21 protein-coding genes, 1 rRNA gene, 1 pseudogene and 1 riboswitch are annotated in these 26,396 nt (G+C 39.8%); of the genes and pseudogenes, 5 read left to right on the top strand and 18 right to left on the bottom strand.

Going from position 1 to position 26,396, the window contains the following annotated elements:
• Positions 1–48: 48 nt before the first annotated feature.
• The 8 genes from BQ5903_RS03485 to BQ5903_RS03450 all read right to left on the bottom strand — a co-directional run bounded on the left by BQ5903_RS03485 (position 49) and on the right by BQ5903_RS03450 (position 10,160).
• Positions 49–1,613 (bottom strand): 16S ribosomal RNA (locus BQ5903_RS03485).
• 581 nt (positions 1,614–2,194) lie between these two features.
• Positions 2,195–3,466, bottom strand: a complete 1,272-nt coding sequence (gene serS / locus BQ5903_RS03480) for a serine--tRNA ligase (RefSeq protein WP_010499601.1) — start codon at positions 3,464–3,466, stop codon at positions 2,195–2,197.
• Between the two features lie 324 nt (positions 3,467–3,790).
• The gene (locus BQ5903_RS03475) at positions 3,791–5,305 is read right to left on the bottom strand and encodes an amino acid permease (protein WP_079579649.1); all 1,515 of its coding nucleotides are present in this window, start codon (positions 5,303–5,305) and stop codon (positions 3,791–3,793) included.
• A 144-nt stretch (positions 5,306–5,449) separates the two neighbouring features.
• A riboswitch (Lysine riboswitch) is annotated at positions 5,450–5,630 on the bottom strand.
• 110 nt (positions 5,631–5,740) lie between these two features.
• Positions 5,741–6,460, bottom strand: coding sequence for an acetolactate decarboxylase (gene budA / locus BQ5903_RS03470; RefSeq protein ID WP_079578862.1), 720 nt, complete (start codon positions 6,458–6,460; stop codon positions 5,741–5,743).
• A 52-nt stretch (positions 6,461–6,512) separates the two neighbouring features.
• Positions 6,513–8,207, bottom strand: a complete 1,695-nt coding sequence (gene alsS / locus BQ5903_RS03465) for an acetolactate synthase AlsS (RefSeq protein WP_010499588.1) — start codon at positions 8,205–8,207, stop codon at positions 6,513–6,515.
• A 50-nt stretch (positions 8,208–8,257) separates the two neighbouring features.
• The gene (locus BQ5903_RS03460; RefSeq protein WP_010499587.1) at positions 8,258–8,752 is read right to left on the bottom strand and encodes an Rrf2 family transcriptional regulator; all 495 of its coding nucleotides are present in this window, start codon (positions 8,750–8,752) and stop codon (positions 8,258–8,260) included.
• 4 nt (positions 8,753–8,756) lie between these two features.
• The gene (locus BQ5903_RS03455; protein ID WP_079578860.1) at positions 8,757–9,290 is read right to left on the bottom strand and encodes a GNAT family N-acetyltransferase; all 534 of its coding nucleotides are present in this window, start codon (positions 9,288–9,290) and stop codon (positions 8,757–8,759) included.
• A 69-nt stretch (positions 9,291–9,359) separates the two neighbouring features.
• The gene (locus tag BQ5903_RS03450; RefSeq protein ID WP_231920914.1) at positions 9,360–10,160 is read right to left on the bottom strand and encodes a zinc-ribbon domain-containing protein; all 801 of its coding nucleotides are present in this window, start codon (positions 10,158–10,160) and stop codon (positions 9,360–9,362) included.
• Between the two features lie 416 nt (positions 10,161–10,576).
• Between BQ5903_RS03450 and BQ5903_RS12565 the strand changes: the two are divergent.
• The 3 genes and pseudogenes from BQ5903_RS12565 to BQ5903_RS03435 all read left to right on the top strand — a co-directional run bounded on the left by BQ5903_RS12565 (position 10,577) and on the right by BQ5903_RS03435 (position 14,842).
• A pseudogene (locus BQ5903_RS12565) lies at positions 10,577–11,883 on the top strand (IS1380 family transposase).
• Between the two features lie 309 nt (positions 11,884–12,192).
• Positions 12,193–13,266, top strand: coding sequence for an LCP family protein (locus BQ5903_RS03440; protein WP_079578856.1), 1,074 nt, complete (start codon positions 12,193–12,195; stop codon positions 13,264–13,266).
• A 292-nt stretch (positions 13,267–13,558) separates the two neighbouring features.
• Positions 13,559–14,842 (top strand): ISL3 family transposase, encoded by a 1,284-nt coding sequence (locus BQ5903_RS03435; protein ID WP_079578369.1) that lies wholly within the window; start codon positions 13,559–13,561, stop codon positions 14,840–14,842.
• A 68-nt stretch (positions 14,843–14,910) separates the two neighbouring features.
• On the opposite strand, the gene BQ5903_RS03430 is transcribed toward BQ5903_RS03435, so the two are convergent.
• From BQ5903_RS03430 to BQ5903_RS03415, 4 genes are all read right to left on the bottom strand, one after another.
• Positions 14,911–15,111 (bottom strand): cold-shock protein, encoded by a 201-nt coding sequence (locus BQ5903_RS03430; RefSeq protein WP_010499572.1) that lies wholly within the window; start codon positions 15,109–15,111, stop codon positions 14,911–14,913.
• A 159-nt stretch (positions 15,112–15,270) separates the two neighbouring features.
• Positions 15,271–15,918: a metal-dependent transcriptional regulator gene (locus tag BQ5903_RS03425; protein ID WP_010499570.1), complete on the bottom strand. Its 648-nt coding sequence runs from the start codon at positions 15,916–15,918 to the stop codon at positions 15,271–15,273.
• Positions 15,919–15,966: 48 nt separating this feature from the next.
• A complete protein-coding gene (locus BQ5903_RS03420) occupies positions 15,967–16,875 on the bottom strand; it encodes an RluA family pseudouridine synthase (RefSeq protein WP_010499569.1) in 909 nt (302 codons plus the stop codon).
• A 117-nt stretch (positions 16,876–16,992) separates the two neighbouring features.
• On the bottom strand, positions 16,993–17,883 hold the full coding sequence (locus BQ5903_RS03415; RefSeq protein ID WP_079578854.1) for a hypothetical protein: 891 nt from the start codon (positions 17,881–17,883) through the stop codon (positions 16,993–16,995).
• Between the two features lie 172 nt (positions 17,884–18,055).
• Here BQ5903_RS03415 and BQ5903_RS03410 point away from each other — a divergent pair, with 172 nt between their 5' ends.
• Positions 18,056–18,703, top strand: a complete 648-nt coding sequence (locus tag BQ5903_RS03410) for a phosphatase PAP2 family protein (protein ID WP_010499565.1) — start codon at positions 18,056–18,058, stop codon at positions 18,701–18,703.
• Positions 18,704–18,943: 240 nt separating this feature from the next.
• Here BQ5903_RS03410 and BQ5903_RS03405 read toward each other — a convergent pair whose 3' ends face one another.
• The 6 genes from BQ5903_RS03405 to BQ5903_RS03380 form a co-directional block, all read right to left on the bottom strand.
• On the bottom strand, positions 18,944–19,759 hold the full coding sequence (locus BQ5903_RS03405) for an alpha/beta hydrolase (protein ID WP_010499556.1): 816 nt from the start codon (positions 19,757–19,759) through the stop codon (positions 18,944–18,946).
• A gap of 132 nt (positions 19,760–19,891) precedes the next feature.
• Entirely contained in the window at positions 19,892–20,236 is a 345-nt protein-coding gene (locus BQ5903_RS03400; RefSeq protein WP_010499549.1) for an AzlD domain-containing protein, read from the bottom strand.
• 3 nt (positions 20,237–20,239) lie between these two features.
• Entirely contained in the window at positions 20,240–20,950 is a 711-nt protein-coding gene (locus BQ5903_RS03395) for an AzlC family ABC transporter permease (RefSeq protein ID WP_237756897.1), read from the bottom strand.
• A gap of 264 nt (positions 20,951–21,214) precedes the next feature.
• A complete protein-coding gene (locus BQ5903_RS03390; protein ID WP_079578852.1) occupies positions 21,215–22,549 on the bottom strand; it encodes a serine hydrolase in 1,335 nt (444 codons plus the stop codon).
• A gap of 266 nt (positions 22,550–22,815) precedes the next feature.
• Positions 22,816–23,985, bottom strand: a complete 1,170-nt coding sequence (locus tag BQ5903_RS03385; protein WP_010499543.1) for a sensor histidine kinase — start codon at positions 23,983–23,985, stop codon at positions 22,816–22,818.
• A gap of 24 nt (positions 23,986–24,009) precedes the next feature.
• Positions 24,010–24,699, bottom strand: coding sequence for a response regulator transcription factor (locus BQ5903_RS03380; protein WP_010499541.1), 690 nt, complete (start codon positions 24,697–24,699; stop codon positions 24,010–24,012).
• Between the two features lie 204 nt (positions 24,700–24,903).
• Between BQ5903_RS03380 and BQ5903_RS03375 the strand changes: the two genes are divergently transcribed.
• Positions 24,904–26,082 carry an IS256 family transposase gene (locus tag BQ5903_RS03375; RefSeq protein WP_057785074.1) on the top strand — a complete coding sequence of 393 codons (1,179 nt, stop codon included), beginning with the start codon at positions 24,904–24,906 and terminating at the stop codon, positions 26,080–26,082.
• The last annotated feature ends 314 nt before the right edge of the window (positions 26,083–26,396 follow it).

Raw genomic sequence — 26,396 nt, 5'->3', positions numbered from 1 at the left:
ACAAAGTTTCATGTAACAAATCGTGTGAGTTTCCGTAATTTTCCTTAGAAAGGAGGTGATCCAGCCGCAGGTTCTCCTACGGCTACCTTGTTACGACTTCACCCCAATCATCTGTCCCACCTTAGACGGCTGGCTCCAAAATGGTTACCGCACCGGCTTTGGGTGTTACAAACTCTCATGGTGTGACGGGCGGTGTGTACAAGGCCCGGGAACGTATTCACCGCGGCATGCTGATCCGCGATTACTAGCGATTCCGACTTCACGTAGGCGAGTTGCAGCCTACGATCCGAACTGAGAACGACTTTCAGAGATTAGCTAAACCTCGCGGTCTCGCGACTCGTTGTATCGTCCATTGTAGCACGTGTGTAGCCCAGGTCATAAGGGGCATGATGACTTGACGTCATCCCCACCTTCCTCCGGTTTGTCACCGGCAGTCTCGCCAGAGTGCCCAACTGAATGCTGGCAACTGACAATAAGGGTTGCGCTCGTTGCGGGACTTAACCCAACATCTCACGACACGAGCTGACGACAGCCATGCACCACCTGTCATTTTGTCCCCGAAGGGAATTTCTGATCTCTCAGATGGTCAAAAGATGTCAAGACCTGGTAAGGTTCTTCGCGTTGCTTCGAATTAAACCACATGCTCCACCGCTTGTGCGGGCCCCCGTCAATTCCTTTGAGTTTCAATCTTGCGATCGTACTCCCCAGGCGGAATGCTTAGTGCGTTAGCTGCGGCACCGAAGGGCGGAAACCCTCCAACACCTAGCATTCATCGTTTACAGCGTGGACTACCAGGGTATCTAATCCTGTTCGCTCCCCACGCTTTCGAACCTCAGCGTCAGTTACAGACCAGAGAGCCGCTTTCGCCACTGGTGTTCTTCCATATATCTACGCATTTCACCGCTACACATGGAGTTCCACTCTCCTCTTCTGCACTCAAGTCTTCCAGTTTCCAATGCACTTCTCCGGTTAAGCCGAAGGCTTTCACATCAGACTTAAAAGACCGCCTGCGTTCCCTTTACGCCCAATAAATCCGGACAACGCTTGCCACCTACGTATTACCGCGGCTGCTGGCACGTAGTTAGCCGTGACTTGCTGGTCAGATACCGTCAGCGTCATAGCAGTTACTCTATCACGTGTTCTTCTCTGACAACAGTATTTTACGATCCGAAGACCTTCTTCATACACGCGGCGTTGCTCCATCAGACTTGCGTCCATTGTGGAAGATTCCCTACTGCTGCCTCCCGTAGGAGTTTGGGCCGTGTCTCAGTCCCAATGTGGCCGATCAACCTCTCAGTTCGGCTACGTATCATCACCTTGGTAAGCCGTTACCTTACCAACTAGTTAATACGCCGCGGGCTCATCCAAAAGCGACAGCTGACGCCGTCTTTGCCCGGCCGACCATGCGGTCAGCCGGTTGATGCGGTATTAGCACCTGTTTCCAAGTGTTATCCCCCACTTTTGGGCAGATTGCCCACGTGTTACTCACCCGTTCGCCACTCGCACTTTGACCGCTGAGTGCAAGCACTCATTAGTCAAAGATTGCGTTCGACTTGCATGTATTAGGCACGCCGCCAGCGTTCGTCCTGAGCCAGGATCAAACTCTCATTTTAAAGTTTGTGACTCATAAATTTTACTAGCGAATTGACTTCGCAAATGTTGTTTGCACTTATCGTTAAGATAAGCGACCTCACACATTTGATTTGTCGAAACTTTGTTCAGTTTTCAAAGATCTACTAACAATTACAATTAGCTTTCTAAGTATACCATTGATTGTTTCCAAATGTCAACAACTTTTTTTAAATGAAGTTTTCTTTCAAAAACAAAGACAACTTTTAAAGTATACCGATTTATCTAAACAATGTCAAGATAAATTTTTGTTTTATTGAAAGTACCGGTAAAAAACAGCACCTGTCTTTCAAACAACAAATATAATCATACCAACCAGTTCGCCTGCCGTCAACACTTTTTTTAAATTATTTTGATCAACATTTAAATCACGAATTTTAACCTATCCAACCAACTAAAATGTTATATTTTACTTTAAAATACACTGTGAATAGTTGCATCGTTCGTATTAACGATTATAAAAATTATTTCTTACTCAGCTTTCAGCTTTAAGACATAATTTTTATCTAAAAAAGCTGTTTAATAAACAGAAATAACTTTCCTATTCATTAAGCAGCCATAAAAATTATTTAGTGATTTTTTCAACGCCATGCATATATGGGCGAAGAACTTCTGGGATCGTAACTGAGCCATCTTCATTTTGATAGTTTTCTAAAACAGCAGCTACTGTCCGACCTACTGCAAGTCCAGAACCGTTTAAAGTATGCACAAATCTTAATTTGCCATTTTCATCACGATACTGAATATGTGCTCGCCTTGCTTGAAAATCTTCAGTATTAGAACAACTCGAAATTTCACGATAAGTGTTTTGAGCAGGCATCCAAACCTCTAGATCATGTGTCATCGCAGCACTAAAGCCCATATCTCCAGTGGACAAAGTGATCACATGGTATGGTAAACCAAGTTTTTCCATAATACTGCCGGCATTAGCTGTCATTTTCTCCAATTCATCATATGAATCTTCTGGTTTGGTATACTTGACCATTTCAACCTTATTAAATTGATGCATCCGGATCAATCCACGAGTATCACGCCCAGCACTGCCTGCCTCTGAACGGAATGATGGACTTAAAGCTGTCACATAAACAGGCAACTTTTCAGCAGGAATCACTTCACCACGATAATAGTTAGTCAAAGGTACTTCGGCAGTAGGGATCATCGTCATATTTTGTCCCTGTATCTGATAAACATCTTCTTTAAACTTAGGAAATTGACCAGTTCCAAACATTGATTCATCATTAACGATGTATGGAGTGATCATTTCCGTATATCCTTCTTTTTCATGCTCATCCAGCATAAAATTATACAAAGCACGTTCTAATTTTGCACCTAAACCTTTATAGTAAACAAAACGTGCTCCTGAAACTTTGGCACCTCGTTCAAAATCTAAAATATCTAGTTCTTCACCAAGATCCCAATGGGCCTTTGGTTCGAAAGCAAATTTACGCGGTGTCCCCACCTTACGTAATTCAACGTTGGCACTCTCATCAGGACCAACAGGAATAGTTTCGTTAGGCAAGTTAGGCAAACGAGCTGCCATATCATTGACCACTTCAACAGCATGATTTGCTTGTTCATCTAATTCCTTGATTTTTTGTCCCACTTGGCGCATTTTCGCGATTGCATCCGAAGCATCTTCTTTATTACGTTTGGCCAAAGCTATCTGGCCCGAAACATCATTACGTTGACTCTTTAACTGTTCAGCTTGGCTCAATAATTCTCTACGCTTCTTATCTTCCGCTAATAAAGCATCGATCTCTTCAGGAGCAACTCCACGTGTCCCCAAACGGCGCTTGAATTCATCTGGATCCTGCCTGATCATTTTAACATCTAACATTACAATTCCTCCTTGATTTACCTGATCGTTCTTGATAAATAACCATTCACCAAGATTTTTTTGACGTTAAAAAAAGCAAGCCTTCCATCCCACTAATTGGGACGAAAGACTTGCTTTTCGCGGTACCACCCAAGTTCGAATATTAAATTCGCACTCTACAAAATAACGGTCTCCCGTGCAGCATTACCTGCCCATCGAAAAATACATTGGAATTTCAGCTTCACAGTTTCCACCAACCACTGTGTCTCTTTAATACCTACTTAAGATGTACCTTGACGTTTATTTATTTGATTAACTTAAATATAAGCGAAAGTTTGAAAAAGTTCAAGCTTTCTTAGCTTTTTTTTCGGCATTCATATCATGCGGTGTCAAATCAACTTCCTCTAACGGGATCAGTTTAGTCTTATGCTTGACTTTATAGTAAATATATAAAACTAAAAACAAGGGTACTGACATATATGAAAATAAAATTGCTTGCCAGTCAAAATCGGCAAAAGAATGCAGGTCTTGCCCAATGATCACCAGTATACATAAGACCAGCGCCAAAATTGGCCCAAGCGGGAACCATTTTGCATGATATTGCAACTCAGACAGATCATGTCCCTGGGCCTTAAATGCTCTTCTAAAACGGTAATGTGATAATGCTATCCCGACCCAAGCAATAAAACCGCTTAGTCCACTAGCACTAACAAGAAAATTATAAATATGATCTCCAAAAATACTTGTCGAAAATGTGATCAGCCCAACAGCGGCCGTTCCTATCAAAGCAGGCATTGGTATGCCGCGTGTATTGACCCGCTTAAAGATCTTCGGTGCATTACCTGAAACCCCTAAAGAAAACAACATTCTGGTTGAAGCATACATCCCTGAATTTGCAGCAGATAACACAGACGTTAAGATAACGGCATTCATGACCCCTGCTGCAGCAGCCAGTCCAGCACGACGAAAAACTAACGTAAATGGACTGATCGTAACATCGGCTGCATCAGAACCTAATAAATTAGGACTTGTATACGGGATTAAAGCCGCAATAACAAAAATTGACAGGATATAAAACAAGATGATCCGCCAAAAGACCTGCTTAACTGCCTTAGGAATACTTTCTCCCGGATTCTCAGATTCACCGGCAGTAATACCGATCAATTCCGTTCCTTGGAAAGAGAAACCAGCCACAACAAAGACTGAAAGTATTGACGGTATCCCGCCGACAAAAGGAGCCTTCTTGTAAACAAAGTTATCCAAGTAAGCAGCATGACCATCCATGATCCCAAAAATCGTTAAAAACCCGATCACCAAGAAAACTATGACCGTGACTACTTTGATCAAGGCCATCCAATACTCAGCCTCTCCAAAAGAATTAACTGATAAAGCATTGATAATGAAAATAAGTACTAAAACAACCAGACTAAAAGTCCAACTTGGAACATGCGGAAACCAAAACTTAAAAACCAATCCCACTGTCGAAATATCAACAGCGAGTGTGATCGCCCAGTTAAACCAATAATTCCAGCCCATCGCAAATCCCATTGCAGGATCTACGAACCGCCTTGCATATGTCGCAAAAGAACCAGTCACTGGTAAATAGGTTGCCATTTCACCTAAAGATGTCATCAAAAAATACACCATCAGACCGATACCGGCATATGCAAGCAAAGCACCGCCGGGGCCGGCCGTTGAGATCGCCGAACCACTGGCAACAAATAAACCAGTCCCAATACTACCACCTAAAGCAATCATCGAAACATGTCTTGTTTTCAATGACCTTTTAATTCCATTAGCTCCTTCTTTTGGTTCAGTTGTCTGCTGACCATCATGACCCTTTGAAACATCCTGTTCCATCAAAATAGTTCCCTCCAAATAAAATTTTTCATTCGAAGAGGCGACCAAGAAAATAATAAAATAACAAAAAGGCGCGGTTTTCATAATCGAAAACCGCGCCACCCGATATCCTATCAATAATCATCCCGTAAAAACGGCAAATAACATCTCGATAGCGCCCCGTGGAAGTATTCCTCCACGACAGTTCCCAGCATCTTATGCAGGGCCCCAGCTACCAGCGCGGAAAATCACTGGTACCTTCGGCAGGCTCCCCTTTCACATGACCTCCGTCTTTTTCCCAACTAAGTCATCTTACTATTGAAACCCGCGACCTCTTTTCGATATTGCATATTATAAGACTAAAAATGTTTAAATAACAAATAAAATATTTTAGGTATTATACTGATTTTGCATTTTTGAACTACATTATTGGCTGCTAAACACCATGAAATCAACTTAAGATTCAGAATGTCTGATTTCAGAATCCATTTTACTCAATTCAAAATTATGTTGCATAAATTCTTGATCTTCAAGAGGGAAATGTTGTTCCACACTAGCAAAAGGCTGAATAGCCAATGATCCTTCACTGACTGTGAAGTCAAGCAAATGTCCACCCATCGTTTTGTTATCATTCAAATAATGCAAGTGAAAGCCGGCCGAAGCCATGCCTTGGAAAAGTTCAGGTGAAAAATACCCGATCACGGTCCCTTGACTATTATCCTCCTCAAAAATCGCCTGCTTATCTGCAACTTCTGCCAAAGTTGGATAAGGTCGTTTTTGTGCAGCTACGGCTCGTGTTTTAACATGGGAAAAGTTGCCCGTGATCTTCACAGCGAAAAAGACATTTTCTAATGCATTTTTATGAAATATTTTTTCGCCTAAGTCAGCCTCGTTAAGGTCATTGACTTTGATTTTTTCTGCATTTTTATCGTCAAAATGCACAGTCGCAAATGGGACCATGGTTTCGTCAGGCAAAATAGCGATTTTACCATCACTTTTGACCAAATATGGCGTCCCTTCCAAAACGACCATCTCTCCGCCTAACCCTGTGGCTGTCCCAATACCCGTATCTCCATTTTTTAAGAGCTTGCCGATAGGAAAAGTCCCTTCAAACAAACCTGGAACCAATGTGGCTAATGTGCCATGTTGATATAATTTGGAATAATTTTTTACCAAAATAAATCCCCCTCTTAAAACTGTTTATAACCTGTTAAATGTTTTCTCCAGACTAACGTAATTGATCGTCCAATAACTGCTTACCAAGTTCTTGGTTAAAACTATAGTCGACTGGAATGTCAACCACAACTGGACCGTCTGTCTTAAAGGCCTGATCTAGTACTTTGCTTAAATCAGCCGCTTTATTGACCCTTAATCCAGCCGCACCAAAACTTTCAGCATATTTGACAAAGTTTACCGGCCCGAATTTGACAGCGGCAGAAGTGCCATACTTCATTTCTTCTTGGAATTTTACCATGTCATAATTACCATCGTTCCAGATGATATGCACAATATTTAAATGCAACCGAACCGCTGTTTCAAGATCTTGGGCGGAAAACAAGAAACCACCATCGCCAGAAACTGAAACGATCTTAGTTTCGGGACGAACTAAAGCTGCTGAGATAGCCCATGGCAATGCGACTCCTAAAGTCTGCATCCCATTACTGAAGAGTAAATGACGCGGATTGTAACTGCGGAAATGTCTTGCCATCCAGATATAGAAACTCCCGACATCAACAGTGACCGTCATTTCATCCGAGACCCGCGCTTGTAAAGCATGGATCACAGAGAGCGGATGGGAGCGTACTTGCCCGTCCTCTAATGCTGGCGGCTCATCTCTTAACTTCAATTGGTCACGTAATTTTGCCAAGAAAGGCAGAGACTGTTCAGGTAAATTAAAGCCTTTCATGTATGGTAATAAAAACTCCAAAGTCTGTGAAATGTCGCCGACCAACTCCCGTTGCGGTTGGAAGTTTTTATCCAATTGTGCACGCATCGAATCTATCACAACGATACTTCTATCAGGATTGGTATTCCAGTTACGCGGTTCATACTCGACTGGGTCATATCCGATCGCTATCACAAGATCACTTTCTTTAAGAAGTTTATCCCCTGGCTGGTTGCGGAATAGACCTACTCGGCCAAAAAAGTCGTCTTCTAGTTCACGTGAAATGATCCCAGCGCCCTGGAAAGTTTCTACGACTGGCAAATGAGTATCACGCACTAAGTTGCGGATCGCATCGGTGGTACGTGGGTCTGAAGCGCGCATCCCCACCAACAGGACCGGTAATTTAGCTTTTTTGATCCGCGCAGCTAACAATGTTGATTCGATCGGGCTGGCAGGTCCTAAGATCGGTGAAGGGATCGGTGCCAAAACATCAGTCTTCACTTCACTATCCGTCACATCTTGTGGGATCGAAACAAAGCTTGCCCCCTGTTTAGATGCTTCTGCTTCTTGATAAGCATTAGCGATAACTTCCGAAATATTATCCGGGTCTTGAACTTCAGCATCATACTTAGTAATACCCGTAAATACAGAAGTATTATCCATACTTTGATGAGTCTGACGCAAAAGGTCAGTTCTTTGCACCTGTCCAGACAAAGCTAAGACCGGGTCACCTTCTGTAGTCGCTGTTGCCAAACCCGTAGCTAAATTAGACGCCCCTGGTCCTGAAGTAGTGATCACAACACCAGGATGTCCAGTGATCCGTCCAATCCCTGCCGCCATAAAAGCAGCATTTTGTTCGTGTCGTGTCAAAACAAATTGCGGTGCATTTTTATCAGTCGGATGATCAAGCTTTTCAAAGATACGGTCAATTTTCGCACCAGGTATTCCAAAAACATACTTAACATCATGGTTGATCAAACTATCAACCACTGCATCAGCACCATAATACTTCTTGTTTTTATCTTTCTTGTCTGTCATTTTCATACTCCTTTTATTGCTTAAAATATTTAGGTTCGATCCTGCAAAATTTAATTCAATTTATTGATATCTTCTTCAGTCAAATTATTCCAATCAACCAAAGGTATCTGATCGACCTTAAAGGTCTGCCATAAAATATCTTGGACAGTCACATTTTCAATATAATCAGACCACCGCCGATCAGCTTTATGGAAAACATCCGTGATCGCACTATCAGCCTGAGTAGCTATTGAAGGAAAGTCCTTAAAGGCTCGCACAAAAAAACCAAGATCAGGGAAAGTGTCGACCTGTCCTTCAGTCGCATGATAAACCTCCAATAACGTAATATCTTCCGGTTCTTTCGCTAATGAAAAACCACCGCTGTTTCCAGAAACAGATGTGATCAAACCACCCACCACAAGTTTGCGCATAATTTTATGCAAGTAAGTAGCAGATCCGCCTAAAGTTTCATTAATGACGCCCGAAGAAACTGGAATGTCCCTTTTTTGTGTGGCCAGTAAAGCAACGATACATGCGGCTTGCTCAAAACCTTTCGTCAATTGCATTATCTCAAAACCTTTCTTCCTTTTGAACTAACATCTTAACATAAAACAACTCCAAGATTTTTTTGTTCGATTGAAAAACATCAAAAACCTCTCTATCCCCCTGAAATTTAAAACCATTTTTTTGCAAGACTTTCTGAGATGCTAAATTATCTGCATATACTCGTGCCTGTAAGAAACTAGTTTTTTTACTTCTTTCCAACTTGCACAACGCAGCTAAAGCTTCAGTCATGAAGCCCTGTCCCCAAAAATCTTGATTTAAAGCATATCCAACTTCCCGGCCATTTTTTTCAACTAGCCCATCGGCTTTGATGATTTCAAAAGCGCCAATATTACCGATCACTTTAGCTGAGCTTTTTTCTTCCAGTGCTAAAACCCCATCGCGGAAAAGAACTCTTTCAAAAGAAAAGGCATCCCTTTTTGTGCGCAAAGGAGTAAAATTAGCTCGTTTTGCCACCTGTTCTTGCGAACCATACTCCAATACATCTTGCCAATCTTTTTTTTGAAATTGGCGCAGTATCAATCTTCGAGTTTCCATCATACTTAGCTCCTTTTGTTTCCAAGAAAGTTGGCTTTGTTCACAAAACTAGTTAAAATGTTGACTGGCATTTTATTTGTCATGCTTATTTTTATTCTTTTTCCTAGGATCTTCAAATGTATATGTTGATTTAGTACGTCGTTGTGGCATCGCTGCGATAATAAATGCTATTAGATCACCACCTGGAATAAAGAGCAAAAGTGCAAGGTAACCAGGCAATTCAATATCATGCAGACGTCTAACTTCTGCCGTTAATAGCGCAACGTAGAAAAACGCTATCCAAGCTGCAACACCAAGTAGATAAATATTTTCTACTGAACCTGACCCCATAGAAGCGAACAAGGAAGCAAGCAAGCTGATCATGATCCCAGCTGGGATCGACAATAAAAACGTTCCTAACAGCCCATACCAAAAATCAGCACGTCCCATCCTTTTGTTAACATTGATCCAATCTTTTAGAAACAGTCTCGTTGAAGGAACAATACCTGGCCGTAATGATTCATTTTTGCCCAAGACATGAACCTCTATGCCTTCTTTTTCAGCCATCTTGATAAACTCTTTTAATTTTTTGGGATCGCTGATGTCGATCGTCGGGACCTCCTGTTTTTCTTTTTTTTCTGCGATTTTTTCTTTCTTTTCAGCAGGTTCGTCCAAATTTTTTAATAAAATTTCTGCCTGATCTTGGCCGCAATAGTAGCAATAGTTGGAAGAGACCGGGATTTCTTTGTCACACCGCTTGCACTTTTTCATCTCAACTTCACTTGAGCCGACTTCTTGCTTAGTTCCACAAAACGAACAACGCTCTTCTTTTAATTCATTTAATTCATTCTTTTTTCCACACTTTTGGCAATAAAACATTGCTAATTTTGACATCCTTTCTACAGCGTGTTCCGATCAAAAAATTTATCTAGCAATAACCATGTGCTTATTCATTACAAGATCAGAGGTAAACAAATCATTTAAATCATGCAATACTTTCACATTATATCATGTTTAGTAAAGAGCTTAGTTGCTAAAATATGTAGTCTAGCCGTAAATACTTAATAATTATTCTGTCAAAGTAAAACCATTTTTAAATTTTACCAAATATGCAGTATAATACCTTGTATGTTAACATTTAAGAATTTATGCTATCCTGAATTATTCATACTTTTCCCTTAAGGACTACTTTTTGTTGTTGTCATGCTAGTTCGCATCTTTTTCGTTTTTCACCTGTTGGGTGTACAAAAAGAGCACATCCTGTGCTATTGTAAAGTCGATGAAAACCACAAAGAACAGGAGTGCTCCTTATGTCAACTTTACATCATGAAAAACTTTTATTCAATAACCAGATCAACATTTCTAATGACGGTGGTGAGTTAGCGAACGATGCCGGAACTTTATTAATTGCTGAATTTCTGCACCAAATTCACTTTGACCAGCTCTTAGAAGATAACTTGCATTTTAAAGATGACCGTAAATATTGTACCTTTCCCTTGAACAATTTATTTAAGCAGTTGCTGTTGCAATTGCTGGCAGGATACTGCCAAGATCAGTCGGCTAATACCTTGTCACACGCCGTTGATTTTAAGCTGGTCTTGTCTCAAGCGGTCGCTTCCCAGCCGACACTTTCACGCTTTATCAATCACATTTCAGCGTCTGGGCTCTTTTCAGTCAAATCATTGCTCGGCTCGGTAGCTCACTTTGTTCTTGGGCAGCTAAATCAACATCAGCTGATCCTTGATCTAGATTCGACACATGCCGATACGTTTGGTGACCAAGAAAAGAGTGCTTATAACGGTCACTACCAGACCAACGGTTATCATCCTTTACTAGCCTTTGATGCTTTATCGGGCTGCTTGTTGAATGCTCAATTACGCCCCGGCAATCTACTTCCCAAGGTGCGACTAAATTTTTATTACGGAGCTTACGGGCCTATGACGGATCTTCCCTGGATGTCTTAGTGCGAGGAGATTCTGGTTTCGCAGCTCCAGGGATCTACCATGCGTGTGATAAAAAGCAGGCTAAGTTCGTGATTCGTTTAAAAGCGAACTACCAGCTCCAAAGTCGGGCTGAAAACCTGATCCAAGTGGGTGACCAGGACTTCACCGAAGCTGAAGTCCAATGGCATGTCCTGCGAGACTATTGTCCTCAAAGTTGGTCACGACCTTATCGTGTGATTATTAAATCAACGCGGCCGGCGGGCAACTTTCTGTTTGACCATGAGTTTATCGTGACCAACTTGGAAGAATTAAGCGGTCCACAAGTCTTTGCCCTCTATCACCAACGCGGTTCCATGGAAGACTTGATCAAAGAAGTTAAACGTGGCTTTCACTTTGATAAAACGGACAGTTCTAGTTTTGAGGCCAATGAGTTCCGGATGCTGGTAGCTGGGGTCGCTTATAATATACTGCAAGCCATGAAGAACTTAGTTTTACCAACAAAGCTTAAACACGCTCAGGTCGGGACGATCCGTTTTAAATTACTCCATGTGGCAGCTAAGGTCACGCACCATGCGCGTCAAGTCTGGGTCCATTTATCTCAGACCAATGTGTTCGATAAATTATTTTGGCAGACACTGTTCAAGATTCAAAATCTAAAAATATATCCGCTGTGAACTCACAAAATAAAAAATGTTTTTCTTAGGGAAAGGGTGAAGTCTGTCCTTTTTTAAACAGTCCGACAACAAAACTAACAAAAAGCTGCTTTTTTTACACACTAAAGTAACTTTGCACAAAGTTTTAACTGCAACGAAAAGTATGAATAATTCAGGGCTATTCAAGTTAGCAACATTTTTCCTGTAGCTAACTGTCTTAAATACATACAAGGTCCTGAACTTTGAGAAATTAACTGTGATCAAAGGCCATTTTCAGTGTGGGTGAACAGTGTTTTTTCTTTGGCTTTGTAATTTTCAGGAGGATTTTTTATGCCACAACGCAGATCGCAATATACTCAAGCCGACTCTTCATTTAGAGATGAAGAAATGCAAACTGATGAACCCTTGCAAAGAAGACATCAGACGCCTCATCACCGTTTAAAGGGCTGTTTTTTTTGGTTCCTATTATTTTTTGTGGTCGTTTTGTTAGCTGGTGGTCACTACATTTATCAGAAATATCGAACGGCTCACTCCACGATCAATACGATCCACAAAGAAACCGGCGTCCAAAAAGCCCGAGACACACAAGCCGCTCTCAAACAAGGTCGACCTATCTCGTTTTTGTTGATGGGAACTGACACTGGGGCTTTAGGGAGGACATATAAGGGGCGAACTGATACTTTAGTCTTAGCAGTTTTAAATCCTAAGAGTGAAGCAATGACTTTGGTCAGTCTCCCGCGCGACACCAAAGTAGCAGTTTATGGGCACGAAAGTGATTATCCTGCCAAACTAAACGCAGCTTATGCTTATGACGGTTCTGCATCGGCTGTCCGAACAGTGCAAAAATACTTAAACGTGCCGATCGATTATTACGCTACGATCAACATGGGCGGACTCGAAAACTTGATCAATGCAGTCGGCGGAGTAGATGTTTCTCCTACTTTAACATTTTCTTATGCCGGTTACTCATTTACAAAAGGTCAAAAAACACATATGAATGGAAAAAAAGCACTAGCATATGTCAGAATGCGTTATTCTGATCCACAAGGCGACTATGGACGACAGGAACGTCAGCGTCAAGTCTTAATGTCTGTCGCGATGGAAGCCACTCAAGTTGAGAATCTTTTAAATGAAAAATTTTTGAACACTGTTTCTAAACAAATGACAACTGACCTGAGTTTTAATGATATGTTACTGTTAGCCGCAAAATACCGTAAGGCAACTCATCATATGAATTCAACTCACTTACAAGGCCAATCAAGCATGATCTCTGGTCAATCATTTGAAGTTCCAGATGAAAGTGAAAAGCAGCGTATTACCGATCTGCTCAGAAAAGCGCTTGATTTGTCTCCAGACCAAACAGGGAGCACTTTAAGTTCCAGTGACGAAATAAATGTCAATTAAAATAATAAACAAATAAGGAGCTTCGTTAACAAGCAAAGCCACATTCCCCTCAAATTAAAAAATTGCTGGGACTGTAACTTTACAAAAAAACGAAGCCCTTCTTTTTGCAGACACAAAAAAAGCAAGCTCACAAAGGCTTGCTTTAATGGTTCTATACTTTTTCCTGTTGATAGCTTACTTAACATGGTAATCTATTAGCAGGATTTTTTAGTGCAAAATAAAAAAGGCCCATAAGCCTCGCACCTAAAAAATCCACCCACTACAGTATCATTTTTAAAGGACGTGAAAACTTATGGACCCTGTAGATAATAATATAAAATTTGCGCTCAGTATTAAAGACCCAAATGTGGTTTTTTACAAATATAACTATCAAGTGATTAAAGCTAAGCGCGCAAAAGTATATATAGCCACGGTTAAGTTCGACCAGAAACATTGCGCTAACTGTGGCTTTTGCGAGCTAATTCATAATGGACACTACGTATCACGCGTGACCTATCTGGCAGCGAATGCGAGTGAACCAGTTTATTTAGAACTCCATAAAGAACGCGTCATTTGTCGTAATTGTAAAGCGTCGTTTATGGCTACTTCTGATGTGGTAGACAAGTACTGTTGTATCTCCCGAGCCACGCGTCAGAAAGTGTTTATGAGTCTACAAGACGACCGCACTCAAGCTAGCATTGCGATCGATGCCGGCATATCAGCTAGCACTGTCTGTCGTTACTTAGACAACTATGATGACTTATTTCGCAGAAATCTTAACTATCTACCGGTTCATCTCGCCATGGATGAATTTAGAGGAATTGGTGGTCGGCTCCATTTCATCTGTATTAATGGCGCTGGTGAGCACGAAATTCAACAAATTCTGCCAGACCGATTCAAGCAAAGTATTACTGATTATTTTAAACAATTTCCAGCAAGTGTTCGAGCACGTGTCAAAACAGTTACCGTAGATCTAAATAGTTACTATCAAGACATTGCCAAGGCAATGTTTCCGCAGGCAAAAATTGTGATCGACCGCTTTCACATCGTTGCAATGATGACTCGAGCTTTTAATCAAACTCGGGTGCAAACCATGAAAAAGTACAATAAAAGATCCTATGAATATCGCACGTTAAAGTTCGCCTGGCGGCTTTATTTGAAGTATGCCGGAAATCTAGATGAGGAACATGTCTTTTATGACCGACACCTGCGAAAACAACTCACACAACTAGAACGTGTAGAACAAGGACTGACAATTAACGAAGAACTTAAAGCATCGTACGAGTCGATGCAAAGCATCATGGAAAACCTTAAGAATCAAGACAAAGACAAGCTTGTGGAAGATCTATATACAAATCAAAATATAAGTCCCTACATGAAAGCAGTGTTTCAAACGTTCAAAAAGAACTTAGTGGTTGTACTCAACGCCAGTGAATCGGACTATACGAATGGCCCAGTCGAAGGCATGAATCGAATGATTAAACAAATTCAACGCACAGCATTTGGATTCCGTAATTACCATCATATGATTTCACGTATTAAGTTACGGCAAATGAGAACAAAACCAATGAAAAAAACAGAGTTGAAAGTCGCATGACTTTCAACTCTGTAAAAGCTATTCATCAACAGGATTTGACAAAGAGCCGCTTTAATTTTAATTTTTAATTAGTCTTTAACAACGTTAGCTGCTTGTGGGCCACGGTCGCTGTCTTCAACATCAAAGGTTACATGTTGACCTTCGTCCAAAGTCTTGAAGCCGTCGCCTTGGACAGCTGAGAAATGTACGAATACATCGCTGCCGTCTTCGCGTGTGATAAAGCCATAACCCTTGTCTGCATTAAACCATTTTACTGTTCCTTGTTCCATTATAATGGATCCTCCTTGTTGCGCCTTTCGGCACGTATATTGTAATTCTAGTCGGCGCTTTATGGAGGAAATCGTGAAACATCCTTACCAAAAAAACCTATTCAAACTACATAAAGAATTATAACACAGACTAATAATAATTGATACAGCTAATTTCAACTAATTTACAAAAATATAATGAGCCGCATTGTAACTGATGCTGACTTCTTTTCCTGTATCAACAAGTTTGACCTTGATTGGGCCTTCAAAGGGAACATGCTCCACAACAGTAAACTTATCACCGATGTTTAGTTTGATTTCACCAAGATACGTCAATAACTCATGATTATCAACGAAACGGTCGACAACTTTTGTTGAGCCTATTTCTGCATCAGCTAACAAATCATAACTTTCTTCGGCATAATCGCCATCGATACTTGGGATCATTCCCCCATGCGGACAGTTCTTGGGGTGTCCCAAAAAGTCATCTAAATGCTTTACTAAGTTATCACTAGTCGCATGTTCCAAGACTTCTGCATCATCATGAACATCTTGCAGCTTGTAATTTAATTTATCAACTAAAAACGTTTCCCATAAACGGTGACGCCGAATCAAATTTTCAGCAACCTCGATCCCATCAGCAGTTAGTGAGATCCCTGCGTATGGTGTATGGATCACTAATCCTTCACTGACTAATTTAGTAACCATTTCTGTGACCGAACCAGCTGCCACGTTTAGGCTTAGCGAAATCTGTTTGTTGCTGACCTTACGCTGTTTGCCACCAAGTTCAAATATAATTTTTAAATAATCCTCTTTTTTAGGGGTCAAATTATTCACCTCATGTATTAATTTACCGATTCCACCTGGCCAAAAGATTCACTGACTTTTTTCATTGCGCAAATATTTGAGCGTGGCAGCGAGATCTTGGGGCAAGCGGCTTTCATATTTTAATTTTTTATTAGTAAACGGATCAACAAAGACTAACTTTGCCGCGTGTAAAGCTTGCCTTCTCATTCCAAATTCATCACACTGTCCACCATAAAGTTCATCACCCACTAATGGATGACCCAGATAACTAAAATGGGCACGGATCTGGTGGGTTCGTCCGGTATGAAGCTGAACTTCCACAAGTGTTGCAAGAGAGCCAAAATTTTCTAAGACCCAGTATTCAGTTCTGGCTGACTTTCCTGCCTCATTAACCTCTTGGGCAAAGCTGCCAGCAGACTGACGCAAAGGAAGGTCTATCAGATCATGCTGTTTTTCAACGTGCCCTTCAACCAGTGCCACATATTTCTTAACAACACTATGATCTTCCATTTGCTTATTGATCAATCCCTGTGCAAAGCGGTGTTTAGCAACTAAAGTTAACCCACTTGTAAACCTATCCAAACGAGTTAAAACGTGAGGTACTAGGTCCTTGGCATTTTGACTAAGCAAATATCCCTTGACTCGATTGACCAAAGTATCACTACGATCATTTGGCCCAGGCACACTATTTAAGCCAGCCTGTTTATCGATCACCAGCCAATTTGTATCTTCATACAACACATTCAACTGACCATCACTAGGTGGGACCCCAGGATCAGATTTTTCTGGGGCTAATATTAAAGTTACAGCACATGGATTTATCAACAAATGACCTAATCTTTGACTTCGATGATCTACCAATACTTTTCCCTGATCATGTTTGATCGTCCTAAACATGCGATGACTTACCCCATGTCGCGACAAGAATGTCTTAACAGTTTCTTCGCCTTGATCATCTTTTTGCCATGTAAATCTCATGAACTAGTCCCTTTCGCTTCAAATGTTATTGCTAAATCGCTTATTGAACGAACCGATTTGAAAGCATTACCCTTTATTATAGCAGAATTTTGATAATTTCAACTACTTCATCTCAAATCAAAAATTATTTTTCCGAATAAGTCTCCCCACTAAAGCAACACCTAACAAGAATATGCCAATATATCCATATAGTCTGGCATAATGGTCGAAAGTTGAGATCACGGCCGTCCCATAATCAACTATAAATGACCGATACATTCCAACTGAAGCAGCAAAATTATCGACCATGCCGCTGACTTTAGTTAACTCCACCAACAACCACACTAGCAAACCCACTAAAAGGAATGCGATCCCCATATAATGTGAAAACCTGAAAAAGGACCTTGTTTGAATAAGTAGTAACACCGCCAAAATGAGACTTAAAATTATCCCCCATAAATACATATTTTGAAAAATATGTTGTGCTTTTTGCAAAAAACTGCTGCCTTTTTGTAACAAAGAATTATTGATTTGATTATTTATTGCCGTTTCAACTTGGGCAACAAAGTTACTTTTATAACTCAAAAAATCTTCAGACTGTGTCGAAACTCCCTGCTTACGTGCCTGGGTCATAAAATTATCTGTTATCTGACCAACTATTTTAGATGGCGCCAATAATTCATTTTGCCCTGCATACACGTTATTGATCGCTTCGTTCAGGTCTTCTTTGACCTGCTTTTTTGTAACAAAATCGCCATCTAATCGAAATCCTGCATCCGAAGTAATAAACGAGTTTACAGAAGCAGACAATCCCTTGTGCAAAGCAGAGACATTCTCAGTGGTCACCAATTCTTTTGTGGTAAAGCTCTTGTCTAGAAAAGAATTCTTGGCTATTATCCCCAGTAAGCTACACATCAATGTCACCGACAAGAAGAATGTGATCAGCTGACTAAGACCATATGAAGGCGGTTTATTTTGAACAAAATGTTGGCCTCCTCCCCGTCGCAGTTCTTCTTTTTGCTGAGCCATTTTACCACTTCCTTTTGTTAAATTTACCTGGCTTTATCATAGCATAGGCTGAAGTAAGAATTAAAATATACACCCTTTGCAAATTAAAGATTATCATAATTTGTACAGTATTTTATCTCACTTTACTAACATAAGTTATAATATATCCTGAATATTCAGAAAGGAACTATTTATGTCAAAATATGCACACCCTTACTCCAGATCAATACTAGGCAGTGCTTCACTTTTTCTGTTCATTTTATGGACTATCTTGATAAAACATCATGCATCTTTCATCACTGCCGTTGATCAAGGAGCAATCAATTTATTGCATCCATTGATCGATCCGACAAATACAAGGATCATTAGCAGTATTTCAAATTTAGCCAGTCCCATTATGATGACAGTTTATGCTTTGGCCATTGCAGCGTATCTAGGACACAAACAACAATTTCGAACGGGGCTTAATTTTCTGATTTTATTTAGCGCATTTAATTTGTTGAATCACGTTGTTAAGTCCTTGATCGAACGTCCACGTCCCTTGCATCGTCTGGTTTCGATCGGCGGTTTCAGTTTTCCTAGTGGTCACACGTTCGCAACGATCATACTTGTCTATTCGATCACGGCTCTAACAAAACGATTCGATTTTTCTCGAAAAAGTCAAATCACAATCGCTATTATCGGATGGTTGCTGATCTTATTGGTTGCCTTTACGCGGATATTCTTACACGTCCATTTTTTCAGCGATACTATCGGCAGCCTCTTGTTAGCAACAGCCAGTTGGCAATTATTCACTGCAACCAGTGAACTTTTTAGAAAACACAAGAAACTATCTACTTAAAGATAAAAAAATACCAGGAAAGTTTTCTTAACATGGGGATGATACAGCCCCAATAAACTTTCTTGGTATTTTTTTGTCACATTAAATTAAATAAACATTGATGTTTTATGTTACACCTATTTAAGACATTTCAAATAGTAAAAATTTACAACTACTTATGCCTTACTACTATATTAGTTGATCTACAAGATGTAAAAAGTCCACTAATGGACAAGCGCTCTTTTTGCTTGCTCCACTCTATTATTTGAATATTTCCTTTAGCCAATTTTCAAATAGTTTAGGCCAGACTGCCACGGCCTGTGACCTTTGTTCACTGTCTTTGGGTGCCGTTTCCTCGTTAGCTAAACTCATACCATGTGTTCCATGTGCAAAAATATGCACTTCACAATTGACCCCTACTCTCTTCAAGGATTTTACATAAGACAAGGTATTTTCAACAGGAACTACCGCATCATCATACACAGTCCAAATAAAAGCAGGCGGTGTTTGGTCTGAAACTTGTTTTTCTAATGAAACATCAAGCAGATCTTCTGCAGAAGCTTCATCACCTAATAAAGCTTTAAACGAATCTTCGTGGGCAAAGGCTCCGGTCGTGATCACCGGATAAGCAAGCGCCAATGCATTAGGCTTAATTTCTTCTGCAATGAACCCAGCAGAGGTCAACAATGGCTGATCCCATTTTGTAGCCAAATTAGCTGCTAAATGTCCACCCGCTGAAAAACCGAGGACAATGATTTTTTGCGGATCTACATAAAAATCAGCTGCTTTATCCCGAATAAATTTAACTGCTGTTGCTAATTCAAATAAAGCCGTTGGATAATGTGCTGGCGCACAAGAATAGCGCAAAACAAATACCTGACAGCCTAATGAATTCATTTCGACAGCGATCGGTTCCGCTTCTTTATCAGATGTAAAACGGTAACCGCCGCCCGGGCAGATCAGCACGGCGGGTCTGGTCCTCTCTAAATCAATTTCAGGACTATTATCTAAAATATAGCCAGTCAGAGTTGCTTTTTTTGATAATGAAGTCAAAATTTTTTCAGTAAAGTATTTCAAACTTCCTCCTTACCTATAGAACAAAATTTAAGCAAACGTTTACTTCTAACCATCAGTATACCAACTTAAAAATACTTTTAAAAGAATAAAAAAATAGACCATCTCTTTCAGATAGTCTTTCACTTATTCAAATTAAATGGGTACAACTAATGATAAAACTGCCACCGCGATCAAACCAACTACAACTGATAATCCCATTGACCGTGAATAATAAGCCACAGCCATAACGATCACAGATGCAATGATTTTTGCAACACTGTCAAAGCCAATAAAACTATATGTTTCAGTGTTCATAAACACATCTTTAACTACCAATGCCGTAAATAAAGAAATAGGCACATACTTCATCCACTCGTTAAACCAATTCGGTATCTGCCTGCTGGAAAAGATCCTCATTGGAAAATAACGCGGTACAAAAGCAACCAACATCGATAGCATGATCAAGATAAAATGATTCAAATTAGTAGTTACGCTCATAATCTATTCTCCCGATTTACTGATTTCCTTGCGTCCAGCATTAGGCTTTACTTTTTTCAATAAAAAGCCTCTATTTTTGCCTTTCTTCACTAACCGATCCTCTAATGCAAAACCGATCAAGGAAGCAAGTAAAGTTGCCACAACCAGTCCCATCGTGCTCTTTAACCACATCATAGATAAAACGGCCAGCACACCTGAAACGATACTGATCACAATGGTCAACCGATTCTTGACCTGCATTACGATCATATAAATAAACAAGGCTGTCAGTGCGTAATCAACGATCGTCAAGTTAACGGAAATAAATCCTCCGGCCAAGCTGCCGATCAAATTAGACACTGTCCAAAATAGTAATGAGAGATGCTCGACTAATAAAGCATTTTGCGGCGACCAAGTCTTATCAGTCGCAAACTTTAAATAATTCACCGCATAGTTTTCATCGTTCATTGATGCTGCAAATATCAGCAAGAATTTTTTGCTCGTTCCACGAACATATTGGGATAGACTCGACCCCAACAACGCATATCTCATCTCCAAAAACAACAACATCAGTAAGATAGTTTGCATCGGAGCATGGATCGTCAACATGGAAGCGATCATAAATTGAGCCCCACCAGAAAAGACCAGTAAGGAAACCAAAGCTGTCATTAAAAAGTTGAAACCAGCCGCATGTAACAAAACACCGCATGCCAAACCGATCGGTATGTAACTCATGCACAACGGTAACGCGATCTGGAAAACTTCCTTACGACGTGTATCGGATTTTTTCACAGGTATGCCTCCAAAAATTCCAAATATCAAATATAAAGATTCATCGTAAATTATAACATAGGAACAATCACTATTTACAACTTTTTTCAATGAAAAAGTCCATTTTACTACCATATCGGTCAGATTTTTACTATTTGCTCATAAACTCATAATTTCAAATTAATAAAAAGACCATATCTTTAAAACCAAAGATATAGTCCTTTTCATTTAGAATAAGCCCTTAACAGCACGCCATCCGATCACGAAAATATTCGCCTTTTTGTCTGCTTGGCTAGCAACAGCCTGTGTTTTAAAGCCGTTACTACCATTGACAAATGGTGTTTCTTGTCCTTTGACCGTTAATTTATAACTACCAACTTTTTGACCTTTTTTGATCGGTGCTTCTAAACCGTTCTTTTTATATAGCTTTTTGTTACCTGAAACTTTACCGGTAACAGAATCAACATCTACCCCTTTTTCTAACCAGATATGAGTACACTTGCTGGTTTTAGTTGGAATAGTCAGATCTTTACCATGATAAACAGGTAATTGTGAATCCTTTTTAAAGTTCAAACCAGACTTCACGTTAGTGTAAGTATAATTATTATAGACATATGACATCAATTTTTGTGTTTCTTCAAAGCGAGCTGTGTCTTGATCATTTTGATGACGAGCACCCATTACAACTGTAATAACGCGGTGTCCATCTTTATGAACCGTCGCTGCAAAGTTGGCACCGGCAGTATCAGAAGTTCCTGTTTTGAGTCCATCGACCGGCAAAGCAGAATAAGATTTAGTTAATCCCTTGAGCATCCAATTCCAGTTTGGCATATCAGTCTTAGTGTCGCCATTGTCGAATTTGGCTTCTTTGATACTTGTCGTCTTTAAGACTTCCGGATGATCCTGTATTAATTTTTGTGATAGCAGCGCCACATCATTGGCTGACATTTTGTTAGTTGCTGAATCCGGTGCACCCTTATACTTATCTTGTTCAACGTCGCCGTTATTTAAACCATTTGCTGTATAAAACTCTGCGTCTTTGATGCCCATCTTTTTAGCTTCGGCACGCATCATATCAATAAATTTCTGTTGTGTACCGCCGATCTGATCAGCTAAAGCCATTGCGGCACCATTAGCTGAGTATATCACTGTTGCTCGATAGAGATCGCGAACAGTATACTCATGATCAGCTTTCAAAGGAACATTAGAATAATTTGTATTCTGGCTGACTTTAACAGCGCCTGCTGAAGGAGAGATTTTTTGATCCCAACTCAACTTTTTATTATCAATTGCGTCTAATACCAAATAAAGTGTCATCAATTTACTCATTGAAGCAGTTTCTCTTTTTTCATTGGCATTCTTAGCATACAAAACCTGACCCGTTTTGGCATCGATCGCAATCGCAGACTTCACGTTTAAATTAACATCGCCTGTTTTTAAATTATTCGTTGTATTTGCAGAAACCTGTGTGGCTGAAGATGTCACATATACTCCGGCACCAAAAAGTGCAAGTCCTGTCGCAACACCTGCGACAGCTTTTTTTAATTGACTAAAAGTTTTCATAATTTCAAATGGTCCCTCTCGCTAACATTATTATTTTTACATACTTATTAACTTTGACACAAACTTTCATAGATTGCAATAACCAATGAAAACTCACTGTGAAAAACATGTTATTGGTTCGCGTTGTAACGCTATTTTTTCATAATTAAACATAGCTTCACAATAAACAAACCAGCAGACAAGTAAAATGATCTGCTGATTTGCATCTTTTGTGAAAAACAACCACATGGATCCAGGCGAAAAAGAAAAGCAGTAATTATCTTTCTTTATGCTTGCACTACATTTTCTGGCGCTTTCAAAGTATCACTATGCTTGATCGGAAAATGCATAATAAACTTAGTGATCTGCTCATCTGAAGAAGCATAGATGTAACCATGGTGAAGTTCCACGATCCCTAATGCGATCGCCAACCCTAAGCCAGTTCCGCCAGTCTCTTTAGAGCGCGAGCCTTCCACACGATAGAAACGTTCAAAAATCTGTCTTAAATCACTTTGCGGGATCGGTTCGCCATCGTTAGCTACAACTACTTCGACCTCACGATTCGAAACTTTTTTTGCCGACAAATAGATGTTTTTACCACCATGACCGTACTTCAAAGCGTTAGACACAAGATTATTAAAAACTCGCGCCAGCTTTTCAGGATCCGCATCAAACATTAGCGGTGCAGCACCAACATTGACCGTGATCTTCATTCCTTTTTTAGAAGCTTCCAGTTCAAAACTTGCGCCTAATTGTTCAAGCATCGCATTCAGATCGATCTGCACAGTTTCAAGTTTAGCATCAGTTTGTTGAACCTTTGTATATTCAAACAAATCATCTACTAATGACTTCATCTGTTTGGATTTTAAAAAGGCAGTATGTGTGTACTTCAACAGGTCTTCTTTGCTTTGATATTGCTGGTCCTCGATCAATCCTAGATAGCCGATGATCGATGTCAACGGTGTTCGAATATCATGACTGACATTCGTGATCAACTCGTCTTTAGAACTTTCGATCGCGCGTTCCTCTTCCAGAGAAGTGATCGTACTGTCAACCAAAGCATTAACACTTTCAACAACACGCTGCATCTGGCCAGACAAAGTAAAAGGGATCCGATGATCAAAATGTCCGGACGCAATATAGTGTAATTCAACTATGACATGCCGTAATTGCATCTGCCGATATCTACGGATCAAACGCCAGTATAAAACAAAGGCATCCCCGATCAGCATAAGTAAGTTGAAAGCCCATCCCCAACTCCAAAACTGAATATGCTGAGGTCCAAAAGAAAGTGACATTTTGATTTGAAAAATACCATTTTCAATGCCAGGATTCGTATCGATCAACTGATCAATAATCAAAAAGATAGACATGTTCAACAAAAGCATCACAATAATAGTCACGATTGCTTCGCCAAAAAGCTCGCTTTTTTCCCTACCAGTTAACTGAAATTTCAAATACATTCACTCTCCCTGCATGATTTAGCGTGTTTCAACTTTATAACCAACACCCCAAACAGTTTGAACGACTTTTTCACCGCCAGTAGCTTCTTCAATCTTGTCACGCAAATGACTAACATGGACCATGACTGTTTTAGCAGAAACGACTGATTCTTGTTTCCAGACACGTTCGAAGATCTCATCCGCTGAAAAAACACGATTTGGATGACTGGCCAGCAAATACAAGATCCCAAATTCTAAGGCTGTTAGTTGGACCTCTGTTCTGTCAACAGTCGTTACCTCATGGGAGTCTTTTTTAATGATCAATGGCCCAACTTCTAACTGATCAGGTTCCTCATTTTGTACCTGATGTTGGGAACGCCGTAATAAAGACTTGACCCGAGCCATGACTTCTAACGGATTGAACGGTTTAGTGACGTAATCATCTGCACCTTGGATCAAGCCGTGGATCTTATCAATATCATCGGTCTTAGCAGACAACATTAAGATCGGGATCTGCGAATCGCGCCGAACTTCTTTAACGACTTCTAAACCGTCAACTTGCGGCATCATAATATCTAAGATCATCAAGCCGATGTCCGTATTCGTATTCAACTTAGTCAAAGCTTCCTTACCATTAAAGGCTTTTTCAACTTCATAGCCCTCGTTTTGGATATAAATACTTAACAATTCAACAATATCTTTATCATCATCTACAACTAAAATTTTCATCTTTATTTCTCCTTGTTAACAGCTGGCCTTTCCACTTAAGAACACCTATCTAATAATAACTTTTTTCTCTATGGGCTGCCTATTTAAGAAAGCATAGTTGAGAGTATAAAATAGTTTGTGTAAATAAATAAAATCCTATTGAAAAGGGAATCCCTTCCCCGTATGATTAAATCGTCAAACCAAACCAAAACGGAGGGATTCCCCATGGAACAGTTTACCAAAGATTTAACCAAAACTCTATTATCAAATGGCGATGTTAAAGAACTTTTTCGCCAACAACTTGAAAAAGCTATTAATCAAATCTTACAAGCTGAGTTAACTTCGTTACTCGGTTATGATCCTTATGAACGTAATGGTTTTAAGGCTAACAATTATCGGAATGGTCAATACTTTCGGTTAATTGATTCCGAATATGGTAAGTTGAAAATTGCTGTGCCGCGTGACCGACAAGGCAAGTTTCATAATCATTTACTTCCAGCTTATTCTCGTCGTCAAGATGCTTTAGAAACTACAATTATTCAACTTTACTCTAAAGGTGTTACCACTCGTGAAATCGCTGATTTGATTGAGAAAATGTATGGTTCTTATTATTCAGCTACAACTGTTTCTAACATTACTGCTCAAGTAACTGAGCAGATTGAAGCTTTTCATCAACGAACCATTAAAGCAAACTATGTTTGCTTATTCTTAGATGCAACTTATTTACCTTTGCGTCGTGACACAGTTCAAAGAGAAGCGGTTTATATTGCCTTAGGAATTACACCCACTGGAATTAAGGAAGTTCTTGATTATCGCATTGCACCCAGTGAAAATGCTGAAGTCTGGTCGGAAATGGCAGCAGATCTTAAGCAGCGAGGGCTTAAACAGGTTCAATTAATTATTGCGGACGGAATGGTCGGACTTCAACCAGCGCTGTTACATGCTTTTCCTAAAGCAAAATTTCAAAGATGTTTAGTTCATGTTATGCGTAATATTAGTACACATGTCCGTTTAAAAGACCGTGAGGTCATTTTAAATGATTTCAAACAGCTTCATTCGGTAACTAATAAAACTGAAGCTCATAAAATGCTTGCCGATTTTTATAGTACTTGGGAAAAGCAATACACAAATCTGATTAGTCACATTAGGTCAATTGAAAAGGAATTATTAGCTTTTTTGGCTTTTCCAGCCGCAATACGCCCAACCATTTATTCAACAAATATTATAGAATCGCTAAATAAAAAGATTAAACGCAAGACTAAAGCAAAAGAACAGTTTCCCAATGAAAAATCATTAGACAATTTCATTGGAGTGCAAGTAATTAGTTACAACGAAAAGAACTTTAATCGAATTCATCGTGGATTCGGACAAGTTAAGGATACATTAGAATCACTTTTCGACTGAAAAGATTTAATTTTATGAAGAAAGGGCAATTCCTTTTTACACAAACTTCTTGACACTCCCGCATAGTTACTTTCAGCATCCCACCGGTTTTCAAACCTTTTTTTATTAGATGCCCTAGAAAAACCACTGATTTTATTTCATTATATCGAATTTTTATTTTGAGTTATTATTTATAGATAATTGTACCAAATTCTATCTCAATCGTACCTAAAGAATTCGTTAAATTCAATCAAAAAGCCTATTTGCAAATTATTTAGAACGCCCTTAACCGAATTAAACGAATGATAAGTTTACATTTTACCAAAAAAGGAGGA

Origin of the sequence: Ligilactobacillus acidipiscis, from assembly GCF_900116935.1 — a bacterium.
GTDB classification, from domain to species: Bacteria; Bacillota; Bacilli; order Lactobacillales; family Lactobacillaceae; genus Ligilactobacillus; species Ligilactobacillus acidipiscis.
The sequence above is the reverse complement of the archived record's forward strand: the minus strand, read 5'-3'. Positions and strand labels throughout refer to the sequence as shown.

Coding starts and splice junctions, on each gene's coding strand:
- BQ5903_RS03430 (WP_010499572.1), bottom strand. CDS start 15,111: ATGGAACAAGGAACAGTAAAATGGTTTAATGCAGACAAGGGTTATGGC.
- BQ5903_RS03400 (WP_010499549.1), bottom strand. CDS start 20,236: ATGAGCGTAACTACTAATTTGAATCATTTTATCTTGATCATGCTATCG.
- BQ5903_RS03460 (WP_010499587.1), bottom strand. CDS start 8,752: ATGCAATTGACGAAAGGTTTTGAGCAAGCCGCATGTATCGTTGCTTTA.
- BQ5903_RS03435 (WP_079578369.1), top strand. CDS start 13,559: ATGGACCCTGTAGATAATAATATAAAATTTGCGCTCAGTATTAAAGAC.
- BQ5903_RS03380 (WP_010499541.1), bottom strand. CDS start 24,699: ATGAAAATTTTAGTTGTAGATGATGATAAAGATATTGTTGAATTGTTA.
- BQ5903_RS03420 (WP_010499569.1), bottom strand. CDS start 16,875: ATGAGATTTACATGGCAAAAAGATGATCAAGGCGAAGAAACTGTTAAG.
- alsS (WP_010499588.1), bottom strand. CDS start 8,207: ATGACAGACAAGAAAGATAAAAACAAGAAGTATTATGGTGCTGATGCA.
- BQ5903_RS03410 (WP_010499565.1), top strand. CDS start 18,056: ATGTCAAAATATGCACACCCTTACTCCAGATCAATACTAGGCAGTGCT.
- BQ5903_RS03475 (WP_079579649.1), bottom strand. CDS start 5,305: ATGGAACAGGATGTTTCAAAGGGTCATGATGGTCAGCAGACAACTGAA.
- serS (WP_010499601.1), bottom strand. CDS start 3,466: ATGTTAGATGTTAAAATGATCAGGCAGGATCCAGATGAATTCAAGCGC.
- BQ5903_RS03450 (WP_231920914.1), bottom strand. CDS start 10,160: ATGTCAAAATTAGCAATGTTTTATTGCCAAAAGTGTGGAAAAAAGAAT.
- BQ5903_RS03375 (WP_057785074.1), top strand. CDS start 24,904: ATGGAACAGTTTACCAAAGATTTAACCAAAACTCTATTATCAAATGGC.
- BQ5903_RS03455 (WP_079578860.1), bottom strand. CDS start 9,290: ATGATGGAAACTCGAAGATTGATACTGCGCCAATTTCAAAAAAAAGAT.
- BQ5903_RS03440 (WP_079578856.1), top strand. CDS start 12,193: ATGCCACAACGCAGATCGCAATATACTCAAGCCGACTCTTCATTTAGA.
- BQ5903_RS03415 (WP_079578854.1), bottom strand. CDS start 17,883: ATGGCTCAGCAAAAAGAAGAACTGCGACGGGGAGGAGGCCAACATTTT.
- BQ5903_RS03395 (WP_237756897.1), bottom strand. CDS start 20,950: ATGAGTTACATACCGATCGGTTTGGCATGCGGTGTTTTGTTACATGCG.
- BQ5903_RS03390 (WP_079578852.1), bottom strand. CDS start 22,549: ATGAAAACTTTTAGTCAATTAAAAAAAGCTGTCGCAGGTGTTGCGACA.